Genomic DNA, 15493 nt, shown 5'->3' with positions numbered 1-15493 from the left:
AGGTAGGCCAAAAGGGCCGGGCATAATGCCCGGCCGCTTTATTGGAGGAATTTGCAGGATGAAACTGTTGGTCGTGGAAGATGAAGCGTTGCTGCGTCACCACCTCTATAGCCGGCTGGGTGAGCAGGGCCATGTGGTCGATGCCGTGGCCAATGCTGAAGAAGCGTTGTACCGCGCTGCCGAATACAACCATGATCTGGCGGTGATCGATCTCGGCCTGCCGGGCATGAGCGGGCTGGATTTGATTCGCCAGTTGCGCAGTCAGGACAAAAGTTTTCCCATTCTGATACTCACCGCCCGTGGCAACTGGCAGGACAAGGTCGAAGGCCTGGCCGCTGGGGCCGATGATTACGTGGTCAAACCCTTTCAGTTCGAAGAGTTGGAAGCGCGCCTGAACGCCTTGCTACGCCGCGCTTCGGGCTTTACTCAGGCCAGCATTGTCGCCGGCCCTCTGCAGCTCGACCTCAACCGCAAGCAGGCGCTGCTTGATGGCGGAGCCCTGCAACTGACGGCCTACGAGTACCGCATCCTTGAATACCTGATGCGTCACCAGCAGCAGGTGGTGGCCAAGGAGCGGCTGATCGAGCAGCTCTACCCGGATGACGAGGAGCGCGACCCTAACGTCATCGAAGTGCTGGTCGGCCGCTTGCGCCGCAAGCTTGAAGGTCAGCTGGATTTCAAACCCATCCAAACCGTACGCGGTCAAGGCTACCTGTTCACCGAGCGCTGCCGATGAGTGAGGCCGAGCTGAGCGAGTCGTTCACTGGCCGTCGCGGCGAATCCCTGCGTCTACGCCTGATGCTTGGTACAGCGGTGCTTGCCGTGCTGTTTATGCTGGCGCTGTTGCCGGCCTTGCGTGGCGCTTTTGTCATCGCCCTGGAGCAGTCCATCGAAAAACGTCTGGCTTCGGATGCCGCCGGCCTGGTTTCTGCCGCGCGTACCGAGCAGGGTCGATTGAACATGCCGGACAAACTGCCGGCTGAAGAATTCGACAGCCTGGAAGCCAAGCTGCTGGGTTTTATCTACGACCGCCAGGGCAAACTGGTCTGGCAGTCACGCTCCTCGCTGGATGAAAGTGTCAGCTACCGCCCGCGCTATGACGGCCGTGGCCACGAGTTTGTACGCATTCACGATGCTGAGGGTCGCGAGTTCTTCGTTTATGACGTGGAAATCGACCTGCTGCGCGAACAGCGCGCGGCCTTCAGCGTGGTCACCATGCAGCCGGCCAGTGATTATCAGACCATGTACGACGGCTTTATGGGCCAGCTCTACCTCTGGCTCGGTGGTGCGCTGCTGGTGTTGCTTGGGCTGCTGTGGTTCGGCCTGACCTGGGGCTTTCGCAGCCTGCGCGGGCTTAGTGCCGAGTTGGATCAGGTGGAGGCGGGCACCCGCGCCGGCCTGAGTGAAGAGCACCCGCGAGAGTTACTGCGCCTGACGGGCTCGCTCAACCGCCTGCTGGAGAGCGAACGTCAGCAGCGCGAACGTTACCGGCATTCCCTGGACGACCTGGCGCACAGCCTGAAAACCCCCTTGGCAGTGCTGCAAAGCGTGGCTGAAGTGATCGACAAGCAGGCGCAGAACCGCGAGCAATCGCAGGTGCTGCAGCAGCAGATCGAGCGCATGAGCCAGCAGATCGGCTATCAACTGCAGCGTGCTAGCCTGCGCAAAAGCGGCTTGATCCGCCACAGCACACACCTGGGGCCGTTACTCGATACGCTCTGCGGCGCACTGGACAAGGTCTACCGCGACAAACAGGTGCAGGTGCTGCGCGATTTTGCCAGCGAACAGCACCTGCCAATGGAACGCGGCGCGTTGCTGGAGTTACTCGGCAACCTGCTGGAAAACGCCTACCGCCTATGTCTTGGCCAGGTGCGTGTGAGCGTGCGTCAGCAGGGCTGCATGCTCGAGCTGTGTGTGGACGACGACGGCCCTGGCGTGCCGGCTGATCAGCGCGAACGCATCCTGCGCCGTGGCGAGCGGCTGGATACTCAGCATCCGGGGCAGGGTATCGGTACCGCAGTGATCAAGGACATCATCGAAAGCTACGACGGTGAGTTACGACTGGGCGACGCATCCTTGGGCGGAGCGAGTTTTTGTGTGCGGCTGCACCTGTAAAATTGCCTCGCAGCGGGTGGCCGTGGGTTGTGCTCACCGCCACATGCTCTCATTACTGTTTACAGACATGGCGAATGGCGCTGGCCAGCTGATCCAGGCGCTCGGCGTCCAACCCGGCCATATTCGCCCGACCTGAGCTGACCATGTACACGCTGAACTCATCGCGCAGACGTTGCACTTGGCTTGGGCTCAGGCCGGTATAGGAGAACATGCCGCGCTGCACTGCGATATGCGCAAAGCGCTCACTCAGGCCATACGGTTGCAAGGCCTCCACCAGGCCGGCGCGCAGGCTGGCGACGCGCTGGCGCATGGTGTCGAGTTCGCTGACCCACAGGCTGTGCAGCTCGCTGTCAGCCAGGATGCTGGCAACCACTGCCGCGCCGTGGGCGGGTGGGGTGGACCAGAGATTGCGCGCGATAGAGGCCAGCTGGCTGCGCACATCCTGCAGCTTTGTTGCAGTCGCGGCGCAGACGATCAGCGCGCCAGTGCGCTCGCGGTACAGGCCGAAGTTCTTCGAACAGGAACTGGTGATCAGCAGTTCGGGCAACTCGGCGGCAAACAGGCGCACGGCAAAGGCGTCCTGCTCCAGGCCGTCGCCAAAACCCTGATAGGCAAAGTCGATCAACGGCAGCAATTCACGGGCTTTGACCACCTCCAGTACGCGCTTCCAGTCACGCGGGGTGAGGTCGAAGCCGGTGGGGTTGTGGCAGCAGGCGTGCAGCAGCACCACATCGCCTTTGGGCACGTGGGCGAGGGCGGCGATCATCGCCTCGACATTCAGCTGGTTGTCCGCGCCAACGTAAGGGTAATGACCAACGCGCAGACCAGCAGCGGCAAAGATGCTTTCGTGGATTGGCCAGGTCGGGTCACTCAGCCAGACGCCACGGCCCGGCAGGCAGTGGGCGATAAAGTCCGCACACAGGCGCAGCGCCCCGGTGCCGCCAGGGGTCTGGGTGGCACCCGCACGTTCAGCCAACAGTGGGCTGTCGGCGCCCAATACCAGTTGGCTGAGCAGCCTGCCGAACAGTGGGTCGCCATGGCCGCCGATATAGCTCTTGGTGGTTTCGCTTTCCACCAGCCGCTGTTCGGCCAGCTTGACCGCGCGTGGAATCGGCGTCAGGCCTTGAGCGTCCTTATAGACGCCCACGCCGAGGTCGAGTTTGGCTGGGTTACGGTCAGCGCGGTAGGCGTCCATCAGGCCGAGAATCGGATCGCCCGGCACGCGCACAATGCTGTGGAAATGGCTCACTTGCGGCCCTCGGCACCTGCAGCCAACACATCGGTGCGTGCGGCCATGATGAAGTCGTTGCGGTGCAGACCGCGCATTTCATGGCTCCACCAAGTCACGGTGACCTTGCCCCATTCGGTGAGCAGTGCTGGATGGTGGCCAACTTCCTCGGCGATGGCGCCGACTGCGTTGGTAAAAGCCAGGGCGTGGCGGAAGTTCTTGAACAGGTAAACCCGCTCCAGTTCCATATGGTCGTCACGCACTTCGATATTCCAGTCCGGGATTTCGCGGATCAGTTCGGCCAGCTCCTCATCGCTGACTTTCGGCGCATCGGCGCGGCAGGCTTCGCATTGTGCTTGGGCAAGGGACATGGGGATTCTCCTAGATATGAGATTTTGTAGGGTCGACATGCGCGGCTTGTCCACCGTCTGTTGGAGTGCCGGGACATCCTAGCGGCATGTCCACCTTACGCGGCTTTCGGCGGAAACTTCGGCGCATGCAAGCCTAGACGCATGGCTTGCTGCACCATGGCCATGATGTCTTCATGGGCCAGTTCAAACAGGCGCTTGAGCTCGGGCAGGACAAAATACAGCGGCTGCAGGATGTCGATGCGGTAGGGTGTGCGCATCGCCTCAATCGGGTCGAAGGCCAAACGCTGTGGCGTATCGGACAAGCAGTAGAGGGTTTCTTTCGGCGAGGAGAGAATGCCGCCGCCGTAGATGCGTTGGCCCTGGCTGGTGTCGAGCAGGCCGAACTCGATGGTCAGCCAGTACAGCCGCGCCAGGTATACGCGTTCTTCCTTGCTGGCGGCCAGGCCGAGCTTGCCGTAGGTGTGGGTGAATTCGGCGAACCAGGGGTTGGTCAGCAGCGGGCAGTGACCAAAGATCTCGTGGAAGATATCCGGCTCCTGCAGGTAGTCCAGCTCCTCGGGTGTGCGGATAAAAGTCGCTACCGGGAATTGCTTGCTGGCCAGCAGTTCGAAGAAGGTCTGAAACGGAATCAGTGCCGGCACCCGCGCCACGCGCCAGCCGGTGCTGGCTTGCAGCACGTGGTTGATCTCGCCGAGCTGCGGAATGCGCTCATGGGGCAGGCCGAGCTGCTCGATTCCGTCCAGGTATTCCTGGCAGGCGCGACCTTCGATCACCTTGAGCTGGCGGGTGATCAGGGTATTCCACACCTGATGCTCGGCCTCCGGGTAATCGATAAAGCCACTGTCATCCGGTTCGCGCGCCTGGTACTGCGTGCTTTTCATCGCGGCCTCCTGCTGGGGCTTTGTTGTTTTATTGGATTCAGGAATACGCCAGCTCGTGCGGTTATGCAGCCCAGGTCTGGGTCTGATGCAGGAGGAAAGGGCTGTTATTTCGTAAAGAAATGGTTACGTGGTCGGCTGTGTGGCGAACTGTCGTCTTGCTGCTGCGCTAATCTGTCACATATTCTTGACGAATAATCCGTCGCCTTCATCGATTGTTCGCCGTTGGCGGCCATAACAAGACCCATAAGAGCCCTGCCATGCGTATCAAAGTCCACTGCCAGAACCGAATTGGCATCCTGCGCGACATCCTCAACCTGTTGGTCGAATACGGCATCAACGTCGCCCGTGGCGAAGTCGGTGGCGAGCAGGGCAATGCTATCTATCTGCACTGTCCGAACCTGATCAACCTGCAGTTCCAGTCACTACGGCCGAAGTTCGAGGCGATTTCCGGGGTATTCGGCGTTAAGCGCGTCGGCCTGATGCCCAGCGAGCGCCGTCATCTGGAACTGAATGCGCTGCTTGGCGCGCTGGATTTCCCGGTGTTGTCGATCGACATGGGCGGCTCAATCGTCGCGGCCAACCGCAGCGCCGCTCAGCTCTTGGGCGTGCGGGTGGATGAAGTGCCGGGTATTCCGTTGTCGCGTTATGCCGAGGACTTCGACCTGCCGGAGTTGGTGCGTGCCAACAAGTCGCGGATCAATGGCCTGCGGGTGAAAGTGAAGGGCGATGTGTTTCTCGCCGATATCGCGCCACTGCAAACCGAGCATGACGAAAGCGATGCCATGGCCGGCGCGGTGTTGACCTTGCATCGCGCTGACCGTGTGGGTGAGCGCATCTACAACGTGCGCAAGCAGGAGCTGCGCGGTTTCGATTCGATTTTTCAGAGTTCCAAGGTGATGGCTGCTGTGGTGCGCGAAGCGCGGCGCATGGCCCCGCTGGATGCGCCGTTGCTGATCGAGGGCGAAACCGGCACCGGCAAGGAGTTGCTGGCGCGTGCCTGTCACCTGGCCAGTCCGCGTGGACAATCGCCGTTTATGGCGCTGAACTGCGCCGGCTTGCCGGAATCCATGGCCGAGACTGAGCTGTTCGGCTACGGCCCGGGTGCCTTTGAAGGCGCGCGGCCGGAAGGCAAGCTGGGCCTGTTGGAATTGACCGCCGGTGGCACGTTGTTTCTCGATGGCGTCGGCGAGATGAGCCCGCGCCTGCAGGCCAAGCTGCTGCGTTTTCTCCAAGACGGCTGCTTCCGTCGGGTCGGCAGTGACGAGGAGGTGTACCTGGATGTGCGGGTGATCTGCGCCACTCAGGTGGATCTGTCCGAACTCTGTGCCAAGGGCGAGTTCCGCCAGGATCTGTATCACCGCCTCAACGTACTCAGCCTGCACATTCCACCGCTGCGCGAATGCCTGGATGGCCTGCCGCCGCTGGTGGAGCACTTTCTTGACCAGGCCAGCCGACAGATCGGTTGCCCGCTGCCCAAACTGGCCCCGCAGGTGCTGGACAAGCTCAGCCACTACCACTGGCCGGGCAACGTGCGCCAACTGGAGAACGTCCTGTTTCAGGCGGTTTCGCTGTGCGACGGCGGGGTCGTCAAGGGCGAACATATTCGTCTGCCCGACTACGGCGCGCCGCAGCCGCTGGGCGAGTTTTCCGTGGAAGGTGATCTGGATGAAATTCTTGGACGCTTCGAGAAAGCCGTGCTGGAGCGCCTGTTCCATGACCACCCGAGCAGTCGTCAACTGGGCAAACGCCTCGGCGTTTCGCACACCACCATCGCCAACAAGCTGCGTCAGCATGGGTTGGGGAAGGAATAGGGTTCTGGCCTCGAAGACAATAGGGTTTAGCGCTAGAGTGTGCTGAGACCGCTTACGCAGCGGTGCCGCCGCAAGGATTGCCATGCTGAACATAAATCGCAGTGATGCCCAGCAACGCGCCGATGAGATCGGCGTATTCAACCGTGAACTGGCGCGCCTCGAGGCCGAACAGGTTCTGAGCCTGAATGACAGTCAGCGTGCCAAGCTGCATGACTACCAGCAGCAGTTGCTCAATCGCTACCTGGCCGCCTTTGATATCGACCACGACACCCAGGCCCGGCAATTGTCGCTGGGGATGCGTATTGCCTCGTTCCTGGGGGCGCTGGCGTTGGCGGCCAGTGTATTTTTCCTGTTTTATCAATTCTGGGGGCTGTTCGGCACTCAGAGCCAAGTGGCGATTCTGCTGACAGCGAGCATCGCTTCGTTTGGTTTGACGCTATGGGTGCAACGCCTCGATAGTTCGGGCTACTTCAGCAAGCTGGCGGCGTTGGTGGCCTTTACCTGCTTTGTGCTGAACATCGTCATGCTCGGGCAGATATTCAATATCACGCCATCGGATAACGCCTTACTGCCTTGGGCGCTTTATGGGTTGCTGCTGGCCTATGCCTGCGGTGCGCGGCTGCTGCTGGCGGCCGGTCTCAGCTGTTTGCTGGCCTTTGCCGCAGCGCGGATCGCTAGTTGGGGCGGCATCTTCTGGCTGGGATTTGCCCAGCGTCCGGAGAACTTCATTCCGGCTGCGCTGCTGATCTTCGCGTTGCCGCTGCTGATTGATCAACGCCGCTTCGATGGCTTTGCCGTGATCTACCGGGTGTTTGGCCTACTTGGGGTGTTTCTGCCTGTACTGGTGCTGGCTTACTGGGGCGCGGCCAGTTACCTGGATTGGCCGGTGGAGGTGATCGAGACGGCTTACCAGTCGGCTGGCTTTATCCTGGCTGCGCTGGTGATCTGGCTGGGCGTGCGCCGCGGCTGGACGGATGTGGTCAATACTGGTCTGAGCTTCTTTGTGATCTTCCTCTACACCAAGCTGTTCGACTGGTGGTGGGACAGCATGCCCAAGTACCTGTTCTTCCTGGTACTGGGCTTGAGTGCAGTGCTGATTCTCTTGCTACTGCGGCGCTTGCGCAGCCGCCATGGGCTGCTGGGAGGTGGGCAATGAGCCATCTACGTTACCTGGTTGCCGGCCTAGCGCTGATCGGCCTGGTCAATGCAGTCGCGTTGCTGGGCGCGGCCTGGAATCGCGAGGAACCGGCGGAAAGCAGCCTGCAGCTGAGCGAGCGCGAGCTGGGCAACACCTACGCCTATTGGCGCAAGGACAACAGCAGCCTGACGCTGCGCCTGGATTACCGCTGGCCCAGCCGCGACAGCGAGCATGACTACTTGTCGATCAGCGCCGAGAAAATGGCCGAGCTGGGGTTTGCCTTGCCTGGTGAGTTGAACGATGAGAGCGTGCGCCGCTACCGTCGGCAGCTGGATCGCGATGCATTACTGGTGCTGGAGTTGGATGGGCCGGCCTATCAGCGTGAGGTGGCCCTGGCCCAGGCGGCCTATGCCGAGGCGCTGCGCCTGGCCAAGTCCGTACCGGACAGCCAGGAGCTGCGCGAGGCGGCTGACTATGCCGGCAAGGCACTTGAGCAAGAGCAGCAGCGCGCCAGTCGCTTGCTGGTGGTGGATGTCGGGCTCGATCAGCAGGTGCTGCGGGCGCGTTACCCGGACCGTCAGCGCTATGCCATCGTGCGCGCGATTGTTGAGGCGCAGGCCAGCAGCGTGGTCACGCAATGGACCGGTGAGGGCGATGACCCGCGTCCGCAAGCGCAGCGCTGGGTCTGGCAGTTCGGCGGTTCGGCCGACACGCCTGGTCTGCAAAGCCTCAATCTGCCGCGGCGCTGGCATGCGACTTTCGCCAACCTGAAGGAATACGACGTGCAAACGGAAGCGGGGCATGCCAAGCGCTTTAGCGCCGAACTAGCCTTTGGCCGGCGTCTGGAACCCTGGTTTGTCGAGTTGGCGGCCCGTTAGTTGTTCCCTACGACCAAGGTGCAATGGCTCGGTGTGCGCGTGCAGAGGAGACTGAGGCGATCCATTCCTGAATGGCTTGGGTGCAAGCGCTTCTCCATTCCTCCCCCGGAATGATGTGTGTGGCGACCTCTCAGGTCGCCTTTTTGCCTGCTAAAACCCCTAACACGATCGCCGTAGAGCGTTAAGACCATGGTCGAATGGCCCTCTGGTAGAGCGCGGGCTACAAAATGGCACATAGAACAACAACTACCCACTGAGGTGTTTCAGATGAGTGCTGCGTCCTTGTATCCCGTGCGCCCGGAGGTGGCTGCCCAGTCGCTGACGGATGAGGCGACCTATAAAGCCATGTACCAGCAATCGGTGATCAATCCTGATGGGTTCTGGCGAGAGCAGGCCAAGCGTATCGACTGGATCAAGCCGTTCACCAAGGTCAAACAGACGTCCTTCGACGATCATCACGTTGATATCAAGTGGTTCGCCGATGGCACCCTGAACGTTTCCTACAACTGCCTGGACCGCCACCTGGAAACTCGTGGTGACCAGGTGGCGATCATCTGGGAAGGCGATGACCCGTCCGAACATCAGGAAATCACCTACCGCCAGTTGCATGAGCAAGTGTGCAAGTTCGCCAATGCCCTGCGCGGTCAGGATGTTCATCGCGGCGATGTCGTAACCATTTATATGCCGATGATCCCGCAGGCCGTGGTGGCGATGCTGGCCTGTACCCGCATTGGCGCGATCCACTCGGTGGTGTTTGGCGGTTTCTCCCCGGAGGCATTGGCAGGCCGCATCATCGACTGCCAGTCCAAAGTGGTGATCACGGCAGACGAAGGTTTGCGTGGCGGTAAGAAAACCCCGCTCAAAGCCAACGTTGATGACGCGCTGACCAACCCGGAAACCAGCAGCGTGCAGAAAGTAATTGTCTGCAAGCGCACCGCCAGCCCGATCAAGTGGAACCAGCATCGCGACATCTGGTACGAAGACCTGATGGCCGTGGCCTCAAGCCACTGCGCACCGAAAGAAATGGGCGCTGAAGAAGCCCTGTTTATCCTCTACACCTCCGGCTCCACCGGTAAACCGAAAGGTGTGCAGCACACCACTGGCGGCTATTTGGTGTATGCCGCGCTGACCCATGAGCGGGTGTTCGACTACAAACCCGGTGACGTCTACTGGTGCACCGCCGACGTGGGCTGGGTCACCGGTCACAGCTATATCGTCTACGGCCCGCTGGCCAACGGTGCGACCACGCTGCTGTTCGAAGGTATTCCGAATTACCCGGACATTACTCGCGTGTCGAAGATCATCGACAAGCACAAGGTCAATATCCTCTACACCGCCCCCACGGCGATCCGCGCCATGATGGCTCAGGGCCAGGAGGCGGTAGCCGGTGCTGACGGTTCCAGCCTGCGCTTGCTCGGTTCGGTCGGTGAGCCGATCAACCCGGAAGCCTGGAACTGGTATTACAAAACCGTCGGTAAAGAGCGTTGCCCGATTGTCGATACCTGGTGGCAAACCGAAACAGGCGGCATTCTGATTAGCCCGCTGCCCGGTGCCACCGCGCTCAAGCCGGGCTCGGCAACCCGTCCATTCTTTGGCGTTCAGCCGGCACTTGTCGATAACCTGGGCAACCTGATCGATGGCGCGGCTGAAGGTAATCTGGTGATCATCGATTCCTGGCCGGGCCAGGCGCGCACCTTGTACGGTGACCACGACCGCTTTGTCGATACCTACTTCAAGACCTTCAAAGGCATGTACTTCACCGGTGACGGTGCGCGCCGCGACGAAGACGGTTACTACTGGATCACTGGTCGCGTTGATGATGTGCTCAACGTATCTGGCCACCGCATGGGCACCGCCGAAATTGAGAGTGCCATGGTCGCCCACCCGAAAGTCGCCGAGGCGGCTGTGGTCGGTGTGCCGCACGATATCAAAGGGCAGGGTATCTATGTTTACGTCACCTTGAATGGTGGAGAAGAACCTTCCGAACAATTGCGCTTAGAGTTGAAAAACTGGGTGCGCAAGGAAATCGGGCCGATTGCCTCGCCGGACGTGATTCAGTGGGCCCCTGGCCTGCCGAAAACCCGCTCGGGCAAGATCATGCGCCGCATCCTGCGCAAGATCGCCACCGCCGAATACGATGCACTCGGCGACATCTCCACGCTGGCCGATCCTGGCGTGGTGCAGCACCTTATCGACACTCACCGCGAGATGCAGGCGGCCTGAGCCCGCTCAGCTGTCTGTAAACAACGCCCTGTTTCGGCCACAAGCCGGGCAGGGCGTTGTGCGTTGTGCGCTGTTACCGATTTTCATCTGGGTAGTTGGCTGTCACCTGGGTGTAACGGTGCGCACTTTTATGGGGTGTGCGGGAACATTTTGCGCCAAAATAGTGCGGTGATTTATGTGGGCTGGAAAATAGAATCGTCGAGCAAACCGCTAAATCAGTGGGTTTGCAGATTTTGGGCGCGCTAATTGCTTTATTAACGGGTTATCTGTCTTTTCTGTCTCTGCATGTTTTTCAGGGGCTGTCAATATCCTCGCTATACCCGTCCGGGTCTTTTGTAATTACTTGTCGCATTGAAGAAATATCGACTTTCGAGCTGTCGCTAGAATGCCGCTCACCCGGCTAGGGCCGTCCAGCGGATGCGCAGCGCGCAGGTTGGCGGTGACTCACTACAATTCATGCAAGGCCGGATGCACCCTCACAATCTCTGCCAACCGATGCCATTCCCATTCGAAGGAGTCACAAAATGAAGAAGATTGCACTTCTCGGCGCACTGGCGCTGTCCATGCTGTCGCCGCTGGCCATGGCTGAAGAGGCCAAGCCTCTGCGCATCGGTATCGAAGCCGCGTACCCACCGTTTGCCTTCAAAACACCTGAAGGCGCCATCAGCGGTTTCGACTACGACATCGGCGTCGCCCTGTGCGAAGAGATGAAAGTGGAATGTAAGTGGATCGAGCAGGAATTCGACGGCCTGATCCCGGCCCTGAAGGTACGCAAGTTTGACGCCGTACTGTCGTCGATGAGCATCACCGAAGATCGCCTGAAATCAGTTGATTTCAGCGGCAAGTACTACCAGACCCCGGGCAAGTTGGCGATGAAGGCCGGCACCGTGATCAACGACCCGTTGGTGGATCTGAAAGGCAAAAAAGTCGGCGTACAGCGCGCCTCCACCTACGACCGTTACGCCACCGATATCTTTGCCCCTGCCGGTATCGAGATCGTACGTTACAGCTCGCAGAACGAAGCCTTCCTCGACCTGGCTTCCGGTCGTCTGGACGCCACCTTTGCGGATGTCGTGAATATCGACGATGGCTTTATCAAGACTGACGCCGGTAAAGGCTTCGCCCTGGTCGGCCCGGACTTCAGCGACGAGAAATATATCGGCATGGGCGCCGGTATTGCCGTGCGTAAAGGTGACAAGGCCCTGGCTGACAAGATCAGTGCTGCCATTGTGGCAATCCGTGCCAACGGCAAGTACAAGGAAGTTCAGGACAAGTACTTCAACTTCAACGTCTACGGCGAGTGATTGAGTTCGCTTAATCGCTTGCACTGAAAGTGGCGCAAACTGGCTTCAACCTCATGTTTGCGCCACTTTTTTGTGACCACCCATCATGCTGTCGTGGAGCGACGTGACATTGCTCCCGGTACTATTTTTGTTGTACTCCCAGGCGCCATGTGGCGTTTGCATGAGGTAAGCAGAGCATGCTCAACGGCTACGGCTCGACCATTCTGGAGGGTGCTTGGCTCACCCTGATTCTGGCGCTGACCTCGATGGCCGTGGCCATCGTATTGGGTCTGGTGGGTGCGGCGTTTCGCCTGTCACCAATCAAGTGGCTGGCGCTGCTGGGTGAAACCTACGCCACGGTGATCCGCGGGATTCCCGACCTGGTGTTGATTCTGCTGATTTTCTACGGTGGCCAGGACATGGTGAACCGTATCGCACCGCTGCTCGGCTATGACGACTACATCGATATCAACCCCTTTATTGCCGGCGTGTTCACCATGGGCTTTATCTTTGGTGCTTACCTGTCGGAGACCTTCCGCGGCGCCTTTATGGCCATCCCCAAAGGGCAAGCTGAAGCAGGCGCGGCGTATGGCATGAATGGCATGCAGGTGTTCTTCCGCATCCTGGTGCCACAGATGATTCGCTTCGCCATTCCCGGTTTTACCAACAACTGGTTGGTGTTGACCAAGGCCACCGCGCTGATTTCCGTGGTTGGTCTGCAGGACATGATGTTCAAGGCAAAAAGCGCGGCTGATGCCACCCGCGAGCCATTCACCTTCTACTTGGCTGTTGCGGCTTTGTACCTGGTGCTGACCAGCGTGTCATTGCTGGCCTTGCGTTACCTGGAAAAACGTTACTCGGTCGGCATCAAAGCCGCTGATCTGTAAGCGGGGAGCGCAGCGATGATTTTTGACTACACCGTAATCTGGGAAAACCTGCCGCTGTACATCAGCGGGGTAGGCGTTACCCTTAAAATTTTGCTGATCTCCCTGGCGTGCGGCCTGGCTCTTGCCATCCCCCTGGGCTTGATGCGCGTCTCCAAGTCGGCGCTGGTGAACTTTCCGGCTTGGCTCTACACCTACGTGATTCGCGGCACGCCGATGCTGGTGCAGCTGTTTCTCATCTATTACGGTCTTGCCCAGTTCGAGGCGGTGCGTGAGAGTGCGCTGTGGCCGTATTTCTCCAGTGCCACTTTCTGTGCCTGCCTGGCGTTTGCCATCAACACCAGCGCCTACAGCGCGGAGATTCTCGCCGGCAGCCTCAAGGCCACACCGCATGGTGAGATCGAGGCCGCCAAGGCCATGGGCATGTCGCGCTTCAAGCTGTACCGCCGAATCCTGCTGCCGTCGGCGCTGCGCCGCGCACTGCCGCAGTACAGCAACGAAGTAATCATGATGCTACACACCACCTCGCTGGCCTCGATCGTCACCCTGATCGACATCACCGGCGCAGCACGCACTGTCAGTTCGCAGTACTACCTGCCGTTCGAGGCATTTATCACGGCCGGCCTGTTCTACCTGTGCCTGACCTTTATCCTCGTACGCCTGTTCAAGCTGGCCGAACGCCGCTGGTTGGCCTACCTGGCCCCGCGCAAGGCCTGAGGAACAGAGCATGCAGCGTATTGATCATCCACTGCCCTGGGGCTGCCCCGGAACCGAACGCCGCTTGAGTGTGTTTCGTTTCGGCCATGGCCCATGCAAGGCCTATATCCAGGCCTCGCTGCATGCCGATGAGCTGCCTGGAATGCGCGTGGCAGTAGAGCTCAAGCGCCGCCTGCGTGAGCTGGAAGCCCAGGGGCGGTTGACCGGGGTGATCGAACTGGTGCCAGTGGCCAACCCGATTGGTCTGGGGCAGATGTTTCAGGCCAGCCATCAGGGGCGTTTTGAGCTGGGCAGCGGGAAAAACTTCAACCGTGATTTCCCTGACCTGGCTGCCGCCATTGCACCGGCGTTGTACGGTTGCCTGGGTCAGGACGGACCGAGCAATGTGCGGCTGATTCGCGCTGCCATGCAAGCGGCGTTGGAAGCCTTGCCACCCGCCGGCTCGGAGCTGCAAGGCTTGCAGCGCCTGTTGCTGAAGCATGCCTGCGATGCCGATGTGGTGCTCGACCTGCACTGTGATTTTGACGCCGCAGTGCATCTCTACTTGCTGCCGCAACAGTGGCCACAGCTGCGCACCCTGGCTGCTCGCCTGCAGGCCGGTGCGGCGCTGACCGTCGAGGACTCCGGCGGTAATTCCTTTGATGAGGCCTGCGCCTTGCCCTGGGTTCAGCTGGCGCAGGATTTTCCTCAGGCGGCTGTACCTCCGGCATGCCTGGCGGTAACAGTCGAGCTGGGTGGCATGGCCGATACCGGTAAGCTCGAGGCCGAGGCCCGTGCCGAAAGCATTCTGGCGTTCCTTGCCGAGCAAGGCCTGATTGCCGGTGACTGGTCGCCAGCACCCGATCAATGTTGCGAAGCCACGCCGTTTGCTGGGGCGCAATACGCTTATGCCCCGCATGCCGGTGTGGTGAGCTTTCTGCAGCCGGTGGGCGCGCGGGTTTTGGCCGGTGACCCCCTATTTGAAGTGATCGATCCGCTGGACGATCGCCACACGACTGTCTGCGCCGCCACAGACGGTGTGCTCTATGCGCGCGAGCGGTTGCGCTTTGCCCAACCCGGTTTGTGGTTGGCCAAAGTGGCCGGTCGTACCCCTATTCGCCAGGGTCGCTTGCTCAGCGACTGATTCAAGAGAGTGGAAACCATGTACAAACTTGAAGTTCAGGATCTGCACAAGCGCTACGGCAGCCACGAAGTATTGAAAGGCGTGTCTCTGGCGGCCAAAGCCGGCGATGTGATCAGCATCATCGGCTCCAGCGGCTCGGGCAAGAGTACCTTCCTGCGGTGTATCAACCTGCTGGAACAACCGTACGGTGGCAAGATTCTGCTCAACAATGAAGAGCTGAAACTGGTGGCCAACAAGGAGGGTGGTCTGAAAGCGGCCGATCCCAAACAGTTGCAGCGCATGCGCTCGCGCCTGTCCATGGTGTTCCAGCACTTCAACCTGTGGTCGCACATGAGCGCCCTGGAAAACGTCATGGAAGCCCCGGTGCACGTGCTCGGCATGAGCAAGAAGGAAGCCCTGGAAAAGGCCGAGCACTACCTGAACAAGGTTGGCGTGGCCCATCGTAAAGATGCCTACCCGGCGCACATGAGCGGCGGCGAGCAGCAGCGTGTAGCGATTGCTCGCGCCCTGGCCATGGAGCCTGAGGTGATGCTGTTCGACGAGCCGACCTCGGCGCTGGACCCTGAGCTGGTCGGTGAAGTGCTGAAAGTCATGCAGGACCTGGCGCAGGAAGGCCGCACCATGGTGGTGGTGACCCACGAAATGGGCTTTGCCCGTGAAGTCTCCAATCAGTTGGTGTTCCTCCACAAAGGTGTGGTGGAAGAGCGGGGTTGCCCGAAAGAAGTGCTGGTCAATCCGCAATCCGAACGTCTGCAGCAGTTCCTCTCTGGCAGTCTCAAATAACCCGCGGCAACATCCGCACGCACCCACGTTATGCCCATAATCGCCAACAGAGCCTAAA

At 60.1% G+C, this 15493-nt stretch carries 14 protein-coding genes; 11 read left to right on the top strand and 3 right to left on the bottom strand.

Going from position 1 to position 15493, the window contains the following annotated elements; all coding sequences use genetic code 11:
• The first annotated feature begins 58 nt into the window (after positions 1 to 58).
• Together DBR00_RS11385 and DBR00_RS11380 are read left to right on the top strand one after the other, a co-directional pair.
• Positions 59 to 736 carry a response regulator gene (locus DBR00_RS11385; RefSeq protein ID WP_108486451.1) on the top strand — a complete coding sequence of 226 codons (678 nt, stop codon included), beginning with the start codon at positions 59 to 61 and terminating at the stop codon, positions 734 to 736.
• Positions 733 to 2115, top strand: coding sequence for an ATP-binding protein (locus DBR00_RS11380; RefSeq protein WP_108486450.1), 1383 nt, complete (start codon positions 733 to 735; stop codon positions 2113 to 2115). Before DBR00_RS11385 ends, DBR00_RS11380 begins: the two co-directional genes overlap by 4 nt.
• Positions 2116 to 2167: 52 nt before the next feature.
• Here the strand turns inward: DBR00_RS11380 and DBR00_RS11375 are convergent, their stop codons facing one another.
• From DBR00_RS11375 to phhA, 3 genes are all read right to left on the bottom strand, one after another.
• Positions 2168 to 3364, bottom strand: coding sequence for an amino acid aminotransferase (locus DBR00_RS11375; RefSeq protein WP_108486449.1), 1197 nt, complete (start codon positions 3362 to 3364; stop codon positions 2168 to 2170).
• Entirely contained in the window at positions 3361 to 3714 is a 354-nt protein-coding gene (locus tag DBR00_RS11370) for a 4a-hydroxytetrahydrobiopterin dehydratase (RefSeq protein ID WP_108486448.1), read from the bottom strand. Before DBR00_RS11370 ends, DBR00_RS11375 begins: the two co-directional genes overlap by 4 nt.
• Before the next feature lie 95 nt (positions 3715 to 3809).
• Positions 3810 to 4595 carry a phenylalanine 4-monooxygenase gene (gene phhA, locus DBR00_RS11365; protein ID WP_108486447.1) on the bottom strand — a complete coding sequence of 262 codons (786 nt, stop codon included), beginning with the start codon at positions 4593 to 4595 and terminating at the stop codon, positions 3810 to 3812.
• A 257-nt stretch (positions 4596 to 4852) separates the two neighbouring features.
• On the opposite strand from phhA, the gene DBR00_RS11360 reads away from it, so the two are divergent.
• The 9 genes from DBR00_RS11360 (at position 4853) to DBR00_RS11320 (ending at position 15435) form a co-directional block, all read left to right on the top strand.
• The gene (locus DBR00_RS11360; protein ID WP_108486446.1) at positions 4853 to 6406 is read left to right on the top strand and encodes a sigma-54-dependent transcriptional regulator; all 1554 of its coding nucleotides are present in this window, start codon (positions 4853 to 4855) and stop codon (positions 6404 to 6406) included.
• An 82-nt stretch (positions 6407 to 6488) separates the two neighbouring features.
• Positions 6489 to 7562, top strand: coding sequence for a DUF2157 domain-containing protein (locus tag DBR00_RS11355; protein ID WP_108486445.1), 1074 nt, complete (start codon positions 6489 to 6491; stop codon positions 7560 to 7562).
• Positions 7559 to 8422, top strand: coding sequence for a DUF4824 family protein (locus DBR00_RS11350; RefSeq protein ID WP_108486444.1), 864 nt, complete (start codon positions 7559 to 7561; stop codon positions 8420 to 8422). The genes DBR00_RS11355 and DBR00_RS11350 overlap by 4 nt, the downstream gene beginning before the upstream one ends.
• A gap of 267 nt (positions 8423 to 8689) precedes the next feature.
• The gene (acs, locus tag DBR00_RS11345; RefSeq protein WP_108486443.1) at positions 8690 to 10645 is read left to right on the top strand and encodes an acetate--CoA ligase; all 1956 of its coding nucleotides are present in this window, start codon (positions 8690 to 8692) and stop codon (positions 10643 to 10645) included.
• Positions 10646 to 11169: 524 nt separating this feature from the next.
• The gene (locus DBR00_RS11340) at positions 11170 to 11949 is read left to right on the top strand and encodes an ABC transporter substrate-binding protein (RefSeq protein ID WP_108486442.1); all 780 of its coding nucleotides are present in this window, start codon (positions 11170 to 11172) and stop codon (positions 11947 to 11949) included.
• A gap of 176 nt (positions 11950 to 12125) precedes the next feature.
• Positions 12126 to 12815: an ABC transporter permease gene (locus DBR00_RS11335; protein WP_108486441.1), complete on the top strand. Its 690-nt coding sequence runs from the start codon at positions 12126 to 12128 to the stop codon at positions 12813 to 12815.
• Positions 12816 to 12830: 15 nt separating this feature from the next.
• Positions 12831 to 13529, top strand: coding sequence for an ABC transporter permease (locus DBR00_RS11330; RefSeq protein WP_108486440.1), 699 nt, complete (start codon positions 12831 to 12833; stop codon positions 13527 to 13529).
• Positions 13530 to 13539: 10 nt separating this feature from the next.
• Positions 13540 to 14652 (top strand): succinylglutamate desuccinylase/aspartoacylase family protein, encoded by a 1113-nt coding sequence (locus DBR00_RS11325; protein WP_108486439.1) that lies wholly within the window; start codon positions 13540 to 13542, stop codon positions 14650 to 14652.
• 18 nt (positions 14653 to 14670) lie between these two features.
• Positions 14671 to 15435: an ABC transporter ATP-binding protein gene (locus DBR00_RS11320; RefSeq protein WP_108486438.1), complete on the top strand. Its 765-nt coding sequence runs from the start codon at positions 14671 to 14673 to the stop codon at positions 15433 to 15435.
• Positions 15436 to 15493: the final 58 nt, after the last annotated feature.

This window comes from Pseudomonas sp. HMWF032 (assembly GCF_003060885.1).
Lineage (GTDB): Bacteria > Pseudomonadota > Gammaproteobacteria > Pseudomonadales > Pseudomonadaceae > Aquipseudomonas.
This window is presented reverse-complemented; position numbering and strand designations above follow the sequence as displayed.